This is a genomic window from Paracoccus sp. SSK6 (genome assembly GCF_039770665.1).
GTDB lineage: Bacteria > Pseudomonadota > Alphaproteobacteria > Rhodobacterales > Rhodobacteraceae > Paracoccus.
This window is the reverse complement of record NZ_JBDPNJ010000026.1, coordinates 1-14,749: the sequence shown is the minus strand read 5'-3', so window position 1 is coordinate 14,749 and position 14,749 is coordinate 1. Positions and strand designations below refer to the sequence as shown.

The following is a 14,749-nucleotide window of genomic DNA, read 5'->3' as shown; positions in this document are numbered from 1 at the left end:
GTGCGGGAAAGCGGTTCACGGGGATCTTGACGTAGCTGTTGCCATCATCCTCGGGGGCGGGCAGGCGCCCGCCGCGCAGGTTGATCTGCAGCGCGGCCAGGATCCGGTCAGGCAGGGCCAGGGTGGCATCGCGGGTGTCGCGCAGCGCAATCCAATCCTCACGCCGGGTGCCGTCCTTGACGTGCTTGTTGCCCGCGCGATGCTGGGCCACAGTCGCCTCCCATTCGGGCTTGTCGCGGTCATCAGTGCCATAATCGTGGCCGACAAACAGGCGCGTGTCCTTTGGCAGGGCCAGGATCGCCTGGATCGAGTCCCACAGTTGTTCAGTATCGCCGCCGGGGAAGTCCGCGCGCGAGGTGCCGACATCGGGCTGCATCAGCGTGTCATGGGTAAAGGCTGCGTCGCCGCAGACATAGGTGATCGAGCCCAGCGTGTGGCCGGGCGAGAGCATCACCCGCGCCTCCAGCTCACCGATGCGGAAGGTCTCGCCAGGGGCGAACAGGCGGTCGAAGTCCCGGGCGGGGTCGAAGGCATCGGGCAGGTTGTAGAGCCCGGCCCAGAGCCCTGCGATGTCATGGACCTTGTCGCCGATCGCCGTGGACGCGCCGGTGCGCTCCTTCAAAAGCGCCGAGGCCATCACATGGTCGGCATGGGGATGCGTGTCCAGCACCCATTCGACCCGCAGTCCGTTCTGCCGCACCAACTCCAGCACCTGATCCATGCTCTCGGTCGAGAAGCGATAGTTCTTGGGATCGAGGTTCCAGACCACATCGATCAGCGCGGCCTTCTTCGTTGCAGGATCGGCGCAGACATACTGGATCGATCCGGTGTCGGGCTCGTAGATGCCCCAGACATCGGGGCTGCCCGCACCGGTGGAGGGCGAATGGCGGACGACCCGCTCCTTCAGCCTGGAATTGCTCATGACGTCACTCCTTTTCCTTGCAGTGAACTGCCTGCCTTGACCTGGGCGCCCAGCCACAGGCCTGCCAGCATCGCGGGCAGAAAGATCAGCGTGCCCGGCGCCAGCAGGGGCAGGGCGGTGAAGGCCGGGCCGGGGCAGAAGCCGCCGATCCCCCAGCCGATGCCGAAGAGTGCCGCTCCGGCCAGCAGGGGCCGGTCGATGGCGCGGTTCTTCGGGATGTCGAAGGTCCGGTCCAGCACCGGCGCTTTGCGCCGCCAGACCAGACGGTAGCCTACAAACGCGGTCAGGGTGGCTCCGCCCATGACGAAGGCAAGGCTGGGGTCCCAGGTGCCGGCCAGGTCCAAGAAATTCAGCACCTTGGTCGGGTCGGCCATGCCCGAGATCACCAGCCCCAGCCCGAAGACCAGACCCGACAGAAAGCCCCACAGCACCCGCATCACGCACCCCCCAGGATATGGCGCAGCACGAAAACGGTGGCAAAGCCCGCCGCCATGAACGTCACGACCGCCGCCAGCGACCGACCCGAAAGCCGCGCCAGCCCGCAGACCCCGTGCCCCGAGGTGCAGCCCGAGCCGAGTGCCGTGCCCATGCCCACCAGAAGCCCCGCCACGGCCATGCCGGGCAGGTTCTCCGGCACCGTCTGCGCAACAGTCCCGCCCACAGCCATCACCGCCAGCGGCGCCAGAACCAGGCCCGCGAGGAAGGCCCATCGCCAGTCACGGTCCTTCGCCGCGCCGGGCAGCGCCAAGGCACCCTGGGTGATGCCGGCAATCCCCGCGATGCGGCCAAAGAGCCCCATCACCATCACCGCGCTCAACCCGATCAGCATTCCGCCCAGCAAGGATGCCCAGGGGGTGAAGGCGGTTTCGATCCCAATCTCCATTGGTGTTCTCCTTCATCAAAGCAGCTTGCCCCAGCCGCCGTTATGGCCTATATATTAAGTATGTCTAAATCAGTCAATGATAATATAATAGATCTCCATAAAGCGACCCGTGCCCTGCAGGAGCGCGCTGATCACGTGGCCGGGCGACTTGCGCTTGTCGCAAACGCCAAGCGGCTGCTGATCCTGTGCGAACTGAGCAAGGGCGAACGCTCGGTCGGTGCGCTGCAGCAGGCCGTCGGCCTGAGCCAATCCGCGCTAAGCCAGCACCTGGCCAAGCTGCGCGAGGCCGAGATGGTCGACACCCGCCGCGAAAGCCAGACCATCTTTTACCGCATCTCCGATCCCGATCTGGAGGTGCTGATGGCCGCGCTCTACGAGGCCTTCTGCAAGGATCTGTGATGCATCGGGGCCTTTCGGCCCCGCCTGCCGAGCCGTCAGATGATCCGGACCTGGGTGCCGACCGGACACAGGCCGAAGAGCTCCTCGATCTTCTCGTTGTAAAGTCCGATGCAGCCGTCCGAGGACAGCCGGCCGATCTTGCGCGTGTCATGGGTGCCGTGGATCAGGTAGGCCGGCCAGGAGAGATACATGGCGTGCGTGCCCAAAGGATTGTCCGGTCCAGGCCCCATAGGGCGATAATGGGGAAAGCGTTCCATCATGGAGGCCGTAGGGGTCCAGCTCGGTCCCTCCTTCTTGCGCACGATCTCGGTATAGCCGCGCTTGGTCAGTTCCTCGGAAATGGGCACCGAGGTCGGATAGGTCCGGTAGGTTTGTCCATCGCCCGACCAGAAATGCAGTGCGCGCGAGGTGGTGTCGGCGACAATCGCGCCCAGGCCCAGTTCCTCGAAGTGATCTTGCCAGTGCTGCATGGCGAAGCTGCTCATGTTGCGGGCAGGTCCGGCTTGCGCGCGCACCAGGCTGGGGGCGGCAAGCCCTCCGAGAGCGATCAGGCCGAGGGTGCGGCGGGATATGTTGGTCATGGTCTGCTCCTTCTGGGGTGTGAACGGGGATCAGGCGCTGCCGCGGGTTGCAGCAATGGCTGCGCGCAGGCGGTTGCGGTCGAGGGCGCCGGGCAGAAGATTTTGGCCGATGATGAAGGCGGGGGTGCCTTGCAGGCCAAGCGCTGCGGCCTGCCGGCTGTTGCGGGCCATCAATCCGTCCCATCTCTCGCGGTCCTGCCGGTAGGCGGCCAGCATGGCTGCGGGATCGAGCCCTGCTGCGGTCAGGGTGTCGCGGACATCGTCCTCCGAGAGGCGTGCGGGCGTGGCCATCAGGGCGGCCTGCGCCGCAGCGTGGGCTCCTTCCTCCACCGCGCCCAGCACCAGCTGCGAGGCGAGGACCGAAGCCCCGCCAAAGATCGGCCAGTCCTTCATCACCAAACGGAGATTGCCGTCGGCCTCCACCTCGGCCATCAGGTCAGCATGGCCGCGCTTGCAGAAGGGGCACTGGTAGTCGAAAAACTCGACAACGGTCACATCGCCTCCCGGATTGCCCAGCACCGGCTGATCGGGATCGTAAAGGACGTCATCAAGGGTCAGCTCGTTGCCATCGGCTGGCTGGCGCAACAGGGTCCAGGTCAGGCCGCCAAGGGTGGTCAGAACGGCGCCGAGGCCGGCGGAGGCCAGAAGGGCTCTGCGGTGAAGGGTCATGCGGGGTCTCCGGAGGTCTGTTTGGTCTGATCTACCGGGGGCCGCGTGGTGCCCTGTCCCGACTGTGCCTGGGTCAGGACCACGACCCTGGTCATGCTGTCGGTGTTCTCGGCCAGGTGGATGATGTCCTGGTTGAAGAGGCGAATGCAGCCGGCCGAGCTGGCCGTGCCGATCGACTGGGGATCGGGCGTGCCGTGGATGCGGTAGAAGGTGTCGCCGCCGCTGTTGTGGATGTAGAGCGCGCGGGCACCCATCGGGTTTGCCAGCCCGCCATCCACGCCATCTTTCGAGGGACCGTAGTGTTCGGGGTTCTCGGCCAGCATGCTGTCGGTGGGGGTCCAGCGGGGCCAGGCGCGCTGATAGGGAATATGCGCCTCTCCGGTAAAGCCGTAGCCGGCCGCCCCGACGCCCACGGTATAGCGCATGGCCTTGTTGCCGGGCCGGACCTGGTAGAGCCGCTTGGCATGGGGATCGACGATGATCGTGCCGACCGGCTCATTGGTCCAGTAATCCACAATCTGCCGTGCCTTTTCCTCGCTCAGCAGATGCGCGGGAATGGCCGGGACGGTCAGGTCCCCATCAGGCCTGGCGGCATACATGGCAGCCGTTTCCGCGCTGACAGGAGCCGGCGCCGGGGCAGGGAGCGGTGCGGCCAGGGCAGGCGCCGGGGTCTCGCAGGCCGCAAGCGCCAGCAGCGCCGTCCCGATGAGGAGCGCCTTGAGCAATTGTGTCATCCTTGGTCCTTTGCAGTGTCGATCATGGTGCGCAGGGCGGGACCCGAGATCTCACCGGTCTGTGCAGCGACAAGGGCGCCCGTCGCATCGAAGACCAGGGTCGAGGGCAGGCCCACCGCCCGCAGACGGCTCATCAGATGCCCGCGCGGGTCGCGCAGCATCCCATCCGGAGGCAGGCTCCCGGCCGCCAGGAAAGCCAGGATGTGATCTGCACCTTCGCCCTGGTTGGCGAAGATGAAGGACACCTCGGGCATCTCGGCGGCCAGGGATGTCATCATCGGCATCTCGCGGCGGCAGGGCGGGCACCATGTTGCCCAGAGATTGATCACCGTCACCCGGTCCCGTCCGGCCAGTTGGACAGGGCTGCCGTCCAGGGCCAGAAGCTCCATCACCGGCAGGCGCATCTGCGGACGCGGCAGGGCCGCGGTGATCGCCTGATGAGCCATGGCCGTAAGGGCAGCCGCGACCAGCAAAGGCCGGAGAACCGCGCCCCGGCCCTTGAGAAAGGCGACCGCCAGGACCGCGCCCGCCGCAATCCAGCCGGCGCGGGCAGAATAACCGCCCTGCCACAGCTTCAATGCGTCGAGCGGCGCGGCAGCAAAGTCGCTGGCATGACTCAGGACGAACCCCAGCCGTGCGCCCAGGATCCAAGCCAGGATGGCCCAGCCGGCCCAGGCCTCGACAGCCCCAGCATGACCAGCGTAGCGCTTGGTGCGGGCCGCGATCTTGCTCACGGCCAGGAACAACAGGACAGCCACGATTGCTGCCAGGCGTGAGGCGTCGAAGACGAAGGGACCAAGGGCAACAGCGTTCATCGGGCCACCTGCGCGATGGAGGCCAGCAGATCCGCTGTATCCACATCGCCGATCAGTCGGCTGCCCTGTGCCTCGGTCCCGGCCGCATCGACAAAGATCATCGTCGGGGGACCGGCGGCGGCGAGGGTCTTCATCACTGCCTGAGCCTCGGCATTGAAGTCGCTCACATCGACCTTGATGCGGGCCAGATCGCTGAGCGCGGCTGCCACCTCGGGGTCCGACATGGCCCCGCGCTCGATCGCGCGGCAGGTCACGCACCAGTCGGCCGTGACGTAGATCAGGGCGGGCTGTGTTCCATCCAGAGCAGTTTCCAGGGCAGTCGGGCTCGTCACGGTCTGGAACGGCACGAGTTCGGCGACCGCTTGTGTCGTGCGTCCGGCCAGGGGTGCCAGGGGACGGGTCGGATCATCGGCCCCCAGTGCGGCGCCGATGCCCTGGATCAGGCCGGCAAAGACCAGAAGCAGTCCTGTTCCCGCAGCGGCGCGTGCCGTCCGCGACGCATCTGGCCCCAGACGGTCCAGGGCACCCATGGCCACGCCGCAGCCGGTGAGCAGCACCGACCACAGGAGCAGGATGACCGGTCCAGGCAGGATGCGCCCCGCCAACCAGATTGCCATGGCCAGAAAGACGACGCCGAAGACGATCTTCACCCGCTCCATCCAGGCGCCACGGCGGGGCAGGATCTGCGGGCCGAAGACGCCAACAGCCAGCAGCGGCACACCTTGGCCCAGCCCCAGGGCGAACAGCGCGGCCGCGCCTAGGGCGACATCCCCGGTCTGGGCGATATAGATCAGCGCGCCAGCCAGTGGCGCGGTCACGCAAGGCCCCACGATCAGCGCCGAGCCGAAGCCGAGCATCGCCGCGCCGCCCAAGGAACTGGTTGCACTCGTTCCCCGCGACAGCCGTGCCTGCCAGGCCGCGGGCATCTGCAGTTCGAAGAGGCCGAACATCGACAGCGCCAGCACCACGAAGATTGCCGCGATGAGACCGATCGCCGCCGGCGATTGCAGCACCGCCTGCAGGTTCGCGCCCGACCAGGCTGCCACGATGCCCAGCAGGCCGAAGGCCGTGGCCATCGCGAAGACATAGGCACCCGTGAGGGCCAGTCCGCGTCCTGCGGTCAGCCCCTGTCCCTGCCGGGTCAGCATCCCGGAAACAATCGGCACCATCGGCAGCACGCAGGGCGTCAGCGACAGCAACAGCCCGAAGCCGAAGAAGCCTGCGAAGACCAGCAGGACGCCGCCACGGCCTTCCAGGTCCGCGACAAGGCCACGGTCCTCCGCAAGGGTCAGACCTGTCTGCTGGGGTGTATTGGTGTCATCAGCCGACGAACCGGATGCTTGCTCAGCACCGCCATCGGCTTGCCAGGAGCCAAAGGGATCGTCCTCTGCAGCCTCCTCTGTCCTGATTGTCCCGTCGGCTTCCAACACCGCTTGTTGGGGGGCATAGCAGATGCCGTCCTGCTGGCAGCCCTGCCAGTGCAGCACCGCCGGGCCCTGCGGATCGGGGATGGTGATGGTTAACGGCGTTCGGTAAATCTCGTCGCGGCCCATCCACGGATCGTCATAGACTTCACCATCGGGCAGGGTGAGGGGCAGGGACGTGCCGTTTGGCGCCTCTGCGGCAATCTTGCTGCGATAAAGATAGTAGCCTGGTTGCACGTCCCAGGAGACCTGCAGATCGCCTGAGGGGGCGGGTGTGATTGTGAGGACAAAAGCTTCGACCGGGTCGAGCGGCGGGCCGGGCTCTGCACGTGCCGCCCCTGTCGCCATGGTCCATGCGGTGAGTGCCGCCAAGAGGATTCGTATCATCATGGTGTTGCGGCTAAGGAGGTCAGCTTAAGCCAGTCTTAAGCTTGCCCCGCCACATCCGGCCTCGAGGAACAGGAAAGGATGCCCATGCGGCTCTTGATCGTGGAAGATGACCCGGTGCTGTCCGAGGGCCTGCAGGTGGGTCTCGGCTTGTCGGGTTTTACCGTCGATGCGGTTGCGACACTTGCCGATGCCCGCGAAGCCTTGGACCATAGCGAGTTCGGCGGCATGGTGCTCGACATCATGCTGCCCGATGGCTTGGGCACCGATCTCTTGGCCGAGATGCGGGCGGGCGGGAACACGTTGCCGGTGTTGCTGCTGACGGCGCGGGACCACGTGCGCGACCGGGTCGCCGGGTTGGACACGGGTGCTGACGACTACTTGGGCAAGCCCTTTGACCTGGATGAACTGGCCGCACGGATCCGCGCCATGCTGCGCCGGCAAGGCGGACGCGCCACACCCGTCCTGCACTGGAACGGGCTGGAACTGGACCCCGCGGCGATGACGGCAACCCGGGAGGGCCAGCTCCTGCGCCTGTCGCGGCGCGAGTTCGCCATACTGCATGCCCTGGCAGAGCGTCCGGGGCGCATCCTCTCCCGCACGCAACTCGAGGAACGCCTCTACGGCTGGCAGGAGGACGTGGAAAGCAATACGGTCGAGGTGCATATCCATTACCTGCGCGCCAAGCTCGGCCGCGAGGTGATCGAGACGGTGCGCGGTCTCGGTTACTGCATGCCGGTGTCCGGCGCAAAGGCGGGCTGATGTCGATCCGTCTTCGCCTCATCCTGATCCTGACGCTGGCCACCACTGCGGTCTGGCTGTCGGCGGCCTTCTGGATCAACATCTCGACGCGTGCCCAGGTCGAGCGTGTGCTGGATGCCCGCCTCTCCGAGGCAGCCAATATGGTCAGCTCGCTCATGGCCGACCGCCGAATTGCGCTGAACGACGCGGCGGCCGGGGCCACGATTGCCCTGCCAAGTGACGGCGGATACTCGCGCCAGCTGTCCTGCCAGATCTGGTCGCTGCAGGGGGATCTGCTGGGCGCATCCTCGGGCGCGCCGGATGCAAGGCTTTCCGACGACGAGGGCTTTGCCACCACCCAGATCGACGGCGAGCCGTGGCGGGTCTTCACCGTGCTCAATCCCGACGTGGGGGTCCGCGTCATGGTCGGCGACCGGATGGAGGTGCGTGACCGTCTGGTGAGCGACGTGGTGCAAGGGCTTCTCTGGCCGCTGGCGGTGATCTTTCCCGCACTTGCCCTGCTGATCTGGATCAGCGTCGGGCGCGGCCTTGCACCGCTGGCGCATCTGGAAAGCGCCCTGCGCCAACGCCAGCCCGACGATTTGCGCCCCTTGCCGGAAGGCCGGGATCCGCGGGAGATCCGCCCCGTCCGCCGGGCGCTGAACAGCCTGTTCCATCGTCTCGAGAATGTCCGGCGCTCTGAGCGGGACTTCACCGCCTTTGCGGCCCATGAGCTGAAGACCCCTTTGGCCGGGTTGCGCACTCATGCGCAAATTGCCCGAATGACCGCCGATCCGGCGGTACGCGACCGCGCCCTGGCTTCTATCGCCACCTCGGTCGACCGAACCGACCGGATGGTGCGCCAGCTTCTGGACCTGACGGCCATTGATCAGGACGCGACCTCGGTCGACCGTCTGGACATGGCGGAGTTGCTTGCCGATGTTGCCGATCAAGCCAATGATCAGGCCGATGCCCGCCAAGTGCGCCTGCTGATCGAGGCTGACAATCTTCCTCCGCTTTATGCGTCCCGCATCCTGGTTCACAGCGCCCTGCGCAATCTGGTCGAGAACGCGATCCAGCATTCCCCCGCGGGTGGGGTTGTCCGCCTGATCGCGACTTGCGACGGATCATCTGTGACAGTCCAGGTGCGCGACCAGGGACCCGGCATCCGGCCCGAGGACCGCGACCGCGTCACCGATCGGTTCTGGCGCGGTCCGGGCCGCGAGGTTCATGGCAGCGGCCTGGGACTTGCCATCGTTGCCGCCGCCGTTCAGCGCATGGGCGGACATCTGGAGGTGGGTAAAGGAACAGGAGGACAGCAGATGTCGATTGCCCTCCCGCTGTCGGATCTTGACGAAAGGTCCTGTTCTTAAGCTCCCCTTAAGCTTGGGGATCCAACCACCTTCCATGACGTGGCGCACCAGATGGCGCCGTTTGGTTCAAGGATGATGCATGCACCGTCGAAACTTCCTCGTTGCCAGCACCGGTTTGCTGGTCTTGCCCACCGTCGCGCTTGCGCAACGGAACAATCCCATGCCTGAGGATCTGCGGAAGGCGCTCGAGCGTGATCCCACGGCGCCCGTCCTCGGCAATCCCAACGGCGACGTGACGCTGACCGAGTTCTTCGACTACAACTGCCCCTTCTGCCGCGAGATGGTCGACCCGATCCATCGCCTGATCCTGTCCGATCCGAACCTGCGGGTGGTCTTCCGCGAATGGCCGGTGTTCGGGCCGGACTCCGAAGACGCTGCGCGGGTTTCCCTCGCCTCGCTTTCCCAAGGCCGATACTGGCAGATGCACAAGGCCCTGTTCTCGATCAAGGGCAAGGCCAATGCCGATACCGCCCGCCAAGCGGCTGCAAAGGCTGGCATTGACTGGACCCGTCTGGAGCAGGACATCCAGTCCGAACGTGTGGAGCGCCACATCACCTACAGCTTCCTCTTGGCCGAACACATGGGTCTGATGGGCACGCCTTCCTTCATCGCGGGCGACGAGGGTGCCTTTGGGAAATACAGCCTGGACGATCTGAAGGGCCTGGTCCGGCGAGCACGAGAAACGATGGGGTGAGCTTCAGACCGGCGCCTGCGGATGACAGGTGCCCTCGCAAAGCAGGAGAAACGAAACAGGAAAGCCGCGCGCAGTCTTGTCATGCCTGCGCGCATGAAGGCAAAATAGCAAGCTGCCCCCTTCCGGGGGCGAAGCAGGAACGCGCGGTCGTTGTCTCCTCAAGGAGCCATTTCCGGCCCGTCATACTCTGTCGAGACCTCGATCTCGTCTCGGATGATCTTCTGCTTCAGTTCCTCGATCTGTGACTTAACCTCTGCCGGGACATCATCAGCCAGTGTCAGCGATACGGCCGTGGGGTTTTCCAGCCCGATCGCCTTGACGACTCCCGGCTTCCAGTTGCCCGTGGTGTAGCCCCGCATAGCTTCGACGCTGGGAATGCTGACATCCGCAATTGCAGAGCCTGCAAAGACTTCCGGTTCCACCGTAGTCCAGTCGATCACGTTCCCGAACTGCCTGGTGCTGGTCCCCCTCATTGCGTCTGTTGCACCCTGGCGGCCGGCGTTCAGCATGGTGAAGATGTAGTCCGCGCCCTGCTCCATCTGGGTCTTCGCCACACGTTCGGACAATTCATTGTCGTCCTGATTGCCAGCAAAGATCGTCAGAAACTTTGCGTCCGGGTTGGTGTGCATCAGCCCGTTGTAAAAACCCCCGCGGCCCTTCAGTCCCGGCGTGACGCGGATGCCCGAAATATGCCCGACAACGTCCGTCTCGGTCAGCAGGCCAGCGGCGGCACCCGCAAGCCAGGCGCTTTCTTCCTGAAGAACCTCATAGCTCGAAAGGTTGGGACCGGTGACATTGCCCTGCACGACCACGAACTCGATCTCGGGAAACTCGGCCGCGACCTTCTGGGCGGCCTGGTTGTTCTGGCCTCCATGGGCAATCACCATATCGGGCCCATCCTGGGCAAGACGGCGCAGTGCAGCAGCCAGTTGCTCCGGTTCCGGCTCTATCTTGTCGATGTAGCTGATCTTCGCGTCGAACTCTTCCTGGATCTTTAGCAACCCGTTGTAGCCAGCCTCCATGAAGCCGTTGTCTTCGATGTTGCCGGCCAAGAGCATGGCCACGGACAGGCTGTCTGACTGCGCATGCGCCGTCGATGCCATAAGGAGCGCTATCGCTCCGTATCCTAGCTTCATCATATCTTTTCCTCCCTGACCACGTGCAGCCAAGCATGGACTGTAAGTCCAGAAACACGGACCCATTATTGCTTAATGCTGTATAGCACGGGTTTTGAAGGTGGGAGTTCGACCACGGCCTGCGGTGTGGCTCGGCAGGACATGTTTCCCTGGACGGAGCGGGTGACCGCTCCTAATTTTGGGTCTAACCGATGGCACTGATCGCGTCTTTGTACTCATTCTTAAGATTGCCTTAAGGCTCCTACGCTTGCTGCAGGAAGAAACGCAGCGATGCAGGAATTCTGAATGCCACAGGTGACTGGTCTTGCCCCCATTTCACCGGACACTCAGGCTGTTGCGATTTGAGCTGCAATGAACTCGCGGGGCGAGCGCATCTTCAACCCTGAGTGCGGGTGGTTGTCGTTGTAATCCTCGATCCAGCTTCCGATCAACTCAAGCCCAGTCTGGGCATTCGGCAGCGGCGTCACCTGAACATAGTCGCGCTTGAGCGTCTTCACGAATGCCTCCGAGATGCCGTTGCTCTGCGGGCTGCGGATCGGCGTGAAGCAGGGCTTCAGCCCGAGTTGACGGGCGAAGATCTGGGTATCCTTTGCGATGTAAGGCGGCCCATTGTCGGTCAGCATCTCGATTGTCGCTGGCGCGCGCAGTGCCTTGAACCGCCGCTCCACGGCTTCGAGCATGATGTCGCGGATGTCGGACCCGCTGATCCCGGCATTGACCACTGCTCTCCAGGCGATGATCTCGCGATCATGAGCGTCAATGATGAAGGCGCCGCGGACGATGTCGCCGTTCCAGCAAGCGAACTCAAAGCCGTCGCTGCACCAGCGGAGGTTCGAGCGCATCACGATGACCTTGCCGTCATGGATGTGCTGCGGCCGCTCGCAATACTTGCGGGCCAGCAGCAGGTTGTGTGCTTTCATGATCCTGTAGGTGCGCTTGTGATTGCACGGCGCCAAGCCTTCCGACCGCAGTTGGCGGTTCAGGATTGCGGTGATGCGGCGGTAGCCATAGGTCGGCCGCGCCGCCACGAGTGCTGTGATGAGCGGCACCAACGCCGCGTCTTGCGCTTTATGGTAGCGCCGCCGCGGCTTCGCTTTGCCCTGCAGCCGGTTGACCAGGTTGGAGCGGGAAACCCCCAACATCTCGGCCACCGCCTTCACTGGAAACCGCCCTTCAATGGCGACCCCGCGAGCAAGGTCGGTTTTTTTACCCGTGACTTGTCCAGGGCTTCCCGCAAGATCTCTGCCTCCAGCGTCTTGCGGCCAAGCTGGCGCTCAAGTTCACGGATGCGGCTTTCCATCTCGCGAACCACGCGATTGCTGGTCACATCGTCGTCTTCGGTCACCGCAACGCTTCCCCCTTCCAGCATCAGACGCCGCCAACGATACAACAGGTTTGGCGCTACGCCATTGCGCCGCGCCACGACCGAGATGCTGGCCTGTCCATCCAGTGTCTCCTCGACGATCCGCAGCTTCTCGGCGGCAGTCCACGGCGCCGACGGCCGCCATCGGTGATGATTTCGATCTCTGACATAAGCACGTGCTTAGGCATATGCCTAAGCCTCCATGGTTATGCCCAAGTGTCCGGTCGAATTGGGGGCCAGTTCAGATCGAGCATCCTGCTGTCATGGACGTTTGCGCCGCTGAGGCGCACCGTCAGGGGAATGCCTCGCCTGTCGGTGACGATGTGGCGCTTCGTGCCAGGGCGCCCGCGATCGGTGGGGTTGGGGCCGGTGACTTCGCCCCCCTTTTCGCCGCGATGGACGCGCTGTCCATGCAGGCCCGGGTCCAGTCGAGATGACCGGCGCGATGCAGCTGGCGCAGCAAGACCTGATGCAACTGATCCCAGACACCGGCCAACTGCCAATCCCTGAGCCTTCGCCAACAGGTCACGCCCGAGCCGCAGCCCAGCTCTGCGGGCAACATCCGCCAGGGGATGCCGCTCTGCAGGACAAACATGATCCCGGCCAGAGCGGCCCGGTCGCAGACCCGAGGCCGCCCGCCTTTCGCGGACCGAGACGTGGATGGCAACAAAGGTTCGATCACGGCCCAAAGGCCGTCAGAGACAAGCATGGCAGACATAAACCGCTACTCTAACAGGACGAATCCGCCTGCAAGTGGTTTTGAAACGCCCTCTAAGTCACGACCTCAAGGCTTGTGCGACCGCATCGCCGAGCGAGAGCGTGGGACGCCCGATCAGTGTAGAAAGCGTCTTGTCCTCGTCATGCAGCGCGCCTTGCGAGGCCCCAACATCCCAACTGGCAATGGCTTTAGCCAAGCCTTCAGGCAGGCCGACGCTTTTCAGAATGCCCGCATACTCCGCCTCTGGAAGATCCTTGTAGGGAATATCCTTGCCGGTCTGGCGCGAGAGTTCGGCCGCAAGATCGGCCAGCGTGTAGCTGCTGTCGCCAGCAAGTTCATAAACCTTGCCGTCATGGTCCTCTCCGGTCACGACCTCTGCCGCCGCCTGGGCATAGTCTGCGCGGGACGCTGACGAAATGCGCCCTGCGCCAGCACTGCCGACAAAGGCGCCATTCGCCAGGGCAGCGGGAATGGAGCCGGTATAGTTCTCGGTATACCAGCCATTGCGCAGGATGGTGTATCGCAGGCCAGCCGCCTTGAGAGCCGCTTCCGTGTCCCTGTGCTCATCCGCAAGGCTCAAGGGCGAGGTGTCGGCATGCAGCAGGCTTGTGTAGACAATGCGCGAAACGCCTGCAGCCTGCGCCGCTTGGATGACGTTGCGATGCTGGGCCGCACGCTGACCGACTTCGCTGGATGAGATCAGCAGAAGGGTGTCCACCCCTTGCAAGGCCGCTTTCAGACGCTCGACCGATCCGTAATCGGCCTCGCGCACCGTCACGCCCAGGTCCGCCGCCTTTGCCGCATTGCGGGCCAAGGCCACGATCTCGGAAGCTGGAACCTTCTCTCTCAAGGCGGCGATCACCAGGCGGCCAAGCTGGCCGGTCGATCCCGTCACTGCGATGGTCATCGTTCTGTCCTTTCAGTTTCGATGAATCGCATGTAGAGACATCGCTTACTTTTCGTAAGTACTTACGTTGATGTTAGTATGGGTGCCCACATGACGTTATCCGACAAGGTCCGCCGGGGTGATCTGATGTCTGCAGCTTGCCCCTCTCGCGAGGTTCTCAAGCATATGACAAGCCGATGGGGCGTTCTTGTGCTGATCGCCCTTGAAGGAAAGACATACCGGTTCAGCGAATTGAAGCGGGCCATCGGCGGCGTAAGTGAACGGATGCTGGCGCAGACCCTACAATGGCTGGAAGCCGATGGTCTTGTCCTGCGAACCCCTTATGACGTAGTGCCGCCGCATGTGGAATATTCGCTGACACCGCTTGGCGTGGAAGCAGCCGAGCGTGTTCGGCTGCTGGCCGACTGGATTGAGACCAACCTGCCGAAAATATCAGCCAACTGGCTAAAGCCCTAAAGACGGCGAGATAGAATTCGCGAAGCGGTGGTCAAGCTCTCCTTGGATGTGAGTGCCCCTCTTATCGACAGCTTTGTCTGCAAAGCTGCCATGGCTTCGTAGCTGGAAACGAAGCTTGACACCAAGGCCCCCAATAAAGAAGCCCCGCGCGGGGGCGGGGCCAAGTGAACCTTCGTCGCTGAAGGAATGGGAATGTCAGTCGGGCAGGCGATAGTTCAGCAGCCAGGACGGGCCAAAGGTGTTGCGGACCTGGCGAAGCTCCGGCCCTTCGTCGCCCGTCGAGGATAGCCATTCGGCCAGCAGGCGGCTTTTCCAGTGTCGGCCATGCTGGTCGCGATAGGCCCGCAAGGCTTCGATCGGTTCCGCGCTCAAACCTTGCTCATCTTTAGGTTGTTGTGGCATGTGCCTGCTTCCCCTGTTTTTTAGAGTAATCCGGGGGCGGGGTCTTGGTCGTCTGCGCCCCCGGCTTTTTGAGAACGGCAGTGAGAAATTAGGCCACGGAAGCGGCGGCATGGAGCTGCTGCGGGCGGCGTAAAAGTCGTCCACT

General features: G+C 64.0%; 15 protein-coding genes and 3 pseudogenes. 5 read left to right on the top strand and 13 right to left on the bottom strand.

Annotation, left to right across the window (positions count from 1 at the left end; all coding sequences use genetic code 11):
• Positions 1-7 precede the first annotated feature (7 nt).
• From AAIL68_RS14015 to AAIL68_RS14005, 3 genes and pseudogenes are all read right to left on the bottom strand, one after another.
• Positions 8-922: pseudogene (locus tag AAIL68_RS14015) on the bottom strand (MBL fold metallo-hydrolase); the annotation flags it as partial.
• Positions 919-1,359: a DUF6691 family protein gene (locus AAIL68_RS14010; protein WP_347140390.1), complete on the bottom strand. Its 441-nt coding sequence runs from the start codon at positions 1,357-1,359 to the stop codon at positions 919-921. The gene AAIL68_RS14010 and the pseudogene AAIL68_RS14015, both read right to left, overlap by 4 nt.
• Positions 1,359-1,805: a hypothetical protein gene (locus AAIL68_RS14005; RefSeq protein ID WP_103174134.1), complete on the bottom strand. Its 447-nt coding sequence runs from the start codon at positions 1,803-1,805 to the stop codon at positions 1,359-1,361. The genes AAIL68_RS14010 and AAIL68_RS14005 overlap by 1 nt, the downstream gene beginning before the upstream one ends.
• Positions 1,806-1,940: 135 nt before the next feature.
• Here AAIL68_RS14005 and AAIL68_RS14000 point away from each other — a divergent pair, with 135 nt between their 5' ends.
• Complete coding sequence (locus AAIL68_RS14000) at positions 1,941-2,204, top strand: metalloregulator ArsR/SmtB family transcription factor (RefSeq protein WP_347140389.1); 264 nt, start codon at positions 1,941-1,943, stop codon at positions 2,202-2,204.
• Positions 2,205-2,239: 35 nt separating this feature from the next.
• Here the strand turns inward: AAIL68_RS14000 and AAIL68_RS13995 are convergent, their stop codons facing one another.
• The 5 genes from AAIL68_RS13995 to dsbD are packed head-to-tail and all read right to left on the bottom strand — an operon-like array spanning position 2,240 to position 6,799.
• On the bottom strand, positions 2,240-2,785 hold the full coding sequence (locus AAIL68_RS13995; protein ID WP_347140388.1) for a L,D-transpeptidase: 546 nt from the start codon (positions 2,783-2,785) through the stop codon (positions 2,240-2,242).
• A gap of 30 nt (positions 2,786-2,815) precedes the next feature.
• A complete protein-coding gene (locus AAIL68_RS13990) occupies positions 2,816-3,454 on the bottom strand; it encodes a DsbA family protein (protein ID WP_347140387.1) in 639 nt (212 codons plus the stop codon).
• Positions 3,451-4,188 carry a L,D-transpeptidase gene (locus tag AAIL68_RS13985; RefSeq protein ID WP_347140386.1) on the bottom strand — a complete coding sequence of 246 codons (738 nt, stop codon included), beginning with the start codon at positions 4,186-4,188 and terminating at the stop codon, positions 3,451-3,453. Before AAIL68_RS13985 ends, AAIL68_RS13990 begins: the two co-directional genes overlap by 4 nt.
• Positions 4,185-5,003, bottom strand: coding sequence for a TlpA disulfide reductase family protein (locus tag AAIL68_RS13980; RefSeq protein WP_347140385.1), 819 nt, complete (start codon positions 5,001-5,003; stop codon positions 4,185-4,187). The genes AAIL68_RS13985 and AAIL68_RS13980 overlap by 4 nt, the downstream gene beginning before the upstream one ends.
• On the bottom strand, positions 5,000-6,799 hold the full coding sequence (gene dsbD / locus AAIL68_RS13975; protein WP_347140384.1) for a protein-disulfide reductase DsbD: 1,800 nt from the start codon (positions 6,797-6,799) through the stop codon (positions 5,000-5,002). The genes AAIL68_RS13980 and dsbD overlap by 4 nt, the downstream gene beginning before the upstream one ends.
• A gap of 102 nt (positions 6,800-6,901) precedes the next feature.
• Between dsbD and AAIL68_RS13970 the strand changes: the two genes are divergently transcribed.
• From AAIL68_RS13970 to AAIL68_RS13960, 3 genes are all read left to right on the top strand, one after another.
• Complete coding sequence (locus tag AAIL68_RS13970; RefSeq protein ID WP_347140383.1) at positions 6,902-7,576, top strand: response regulator transcription factor; 675 nt, start codon at positions 6,902-6,904, stop codon at positions 7,574-7,576.
• On the top strand, positions 7,576-8,928 hold the full coding sequence (locus tag AAIL68_RS13965) for an ATP-binding protein (RefSeq protein WP_347140382.1): 1,353 nt from the start codon (positions 7,576-7,578) through the stop codon (positions 8,926-8,928). Before AAIL68_RS13970 ends, AAIL68_RS13965 begins: the two co-directional genes overlap by 1 nt.
• Positions 8,929-9,088: 160 nt before the next feature.
• A complete protein-coding gene (locus AAIL68_RS13960) occupies positions 9,089-9,622 on the top strand; it encodes a DsbA family protein (protein WP_347140381.1) in 534 nt (177 codons plus the stop codon).
• A gap of 158 nt (positions 9,623-9,780) precedes the next feature.
• Here the strand turns inward: AAIL68_RS13960 and AAIL68_RS13955 are convergent, their stop codons facing one another.
• From AAIL68_RS13955 to AAIL68_RS13940, 4 genes and pseudogenes are all read right to left on the bottom strand, one after another.
• On the bottom strand, positions 9,781-10,725 hold the full coding sequence (locus AAIL68_RS13955) for a BMP family protein (RefSeq protein WP_347140380.1): 945 nt from the start codon (positions 10,723-10,725) through the stop codon (positions 9,781-9,783).
• A 359-nt stretch (positions 10,726-11,084) separates the two neighbouring features.
• A pseudogene (locus tag AAIL68_RS13950) lies at positions 11,085-12,309 on the bottom strand (IS3 family transposase).
• A gap of 60 nt (positions 12,310-12,369) precedes the next feature.
• Positions 12,370-12,839 (bottom strand): annotated as a pseudogene (locus AAIL68_RS13945) (IS5 family transposase); the annotation flags it as partial.
• Between the two features lie 58 nt (positions 12,840-12,897).
• A complete protein-coding gene (locus AAIL68_RS13940) occupies positions 12,898-13,746 on the bottom strand; it encodes an SDR family oxidoreductase (RefSeq protein ID WP_347140379.1) in 849 nt (282 codons plus the stop codon).
• A gap of 90 nt (positions 13,747-13,836) precedes the next feature.
• On the opposite strand from AAIL68_RS13940, the gene AAIL68_RS13935 reads away from it, so the two are divergent.
• Positions 13,837-14,202: a helix-turn-helix domain-containing protein gene (locus tag AAIL68_RS13935; RefSeq protein WP_347140378.1), complete on the top strand. Its 366-nt coding sequence runs from the start codon at positions 13,837-13,839 to the stop codon at positions 14,200-14,202.
• 195 nt (positions 14,203-14,397) lie between these two features.
• Here AAIL68_RS13935 and AAIL68_RS13930 read toward each other — a convergent pair whose 3' ends face one another.
• On the bottom strand, positions 14,398-14,574 hold the full coding sequence (locus AAIL68_RS13930) for a hypothetical protein (RefSeq protein WP_347140377.1): 177 nt from the start codon (positions 14,572-14,574) through the stop codon (positions 14,398-14,400).
• Between the last annotated feature and the right edge of the window lie 175 nt (positions 14,575-14,749).

Coding starts and splice junctions, on each gene's coding strand:
- AAIL68_RS14010 (WP_347140390.1), bottom strand. CDS start 1,359: ATGCGGGTGCTGTGGGGCTTTCTGTCGGGTCTGGTCTTCGGGCTGGGG.
- AAIL68_RS14005 (WP_103174134.1), bottom strand. CDS start 1,805: ATGGAGATTGGGATCGAAACCGCCTTCACCCCCTGGGCATCCTTGCTG.
- AAIL68_RS13995 (WP_347140388.1), bottom strand. CDS start 2,785: ATGACCAACATATCCCGCCGCACCCTCGGCCTGATCGCTCTCGGAGGG.
- AAIL68_RS13990 (WP_347140387.1), bottom strand. CDS start 3,454: ATGACCCTTCACCGCAGAGCCCTTCTGGCCTCCGCCGGCCTCGGCGCC.
- AAIL68_RS13985 (WP_347140386.1), bottom strand. CDS start 4,188: ATGACACAATTGCTCAAGGCGCTCCTCATCGGGACGGCGCTGCTGGCG.
- AAIL68_RS13980 (WP_347140385.1), bottom strand. CDS start 5,003: ATGAACGCTGTTGCCCTTGGTCCCTTCGTCTTCGACGCCTCACGCCTG.
- AAIL68_RS13970 (WP_347140383.1), top strand. CDS start 6,902: ATGCGGCTCTTGATCGTGGAAGATGACCCGGTGCTGTCCGAGGGCCTG.
- AAIL68_RS13965 (WP_347140382.1), top strand. CDS start 7,576: ATGTCGATCCGTCTTCGCCTCATCCTGATCCTGACGCTGGCCACCACT.
- AAIL68_RS13960 (WP_347140381.1), top strand. CDS start 9,089: ATGCCTGAGGATCTGCGGAAGGCGCTCGAGCGTGATCCCACGGCGCCC.
- AAIL68_RS13955 (WP_347140380.1), bottom strand. CDS start 10,725: ATGGCATCGACGGCGCATGCGCAGTCAGACAGCCTGTCCGTGGCCATG.
- AAIL68_RS13940 (WP_347140379.1), bottom strand. CDS start 13,746: ATGACCATCGCAGTGACGGGATCGACCGGCCAGCTTGGCCGCCTGGTG.
- AAIL68_RS13935 (WP_347140378.1), top strand. CDS start 13,837: ATGACGTTATCCGACAAGGTCCGCCGGGGTGATCTGATGTCTGCAGCT.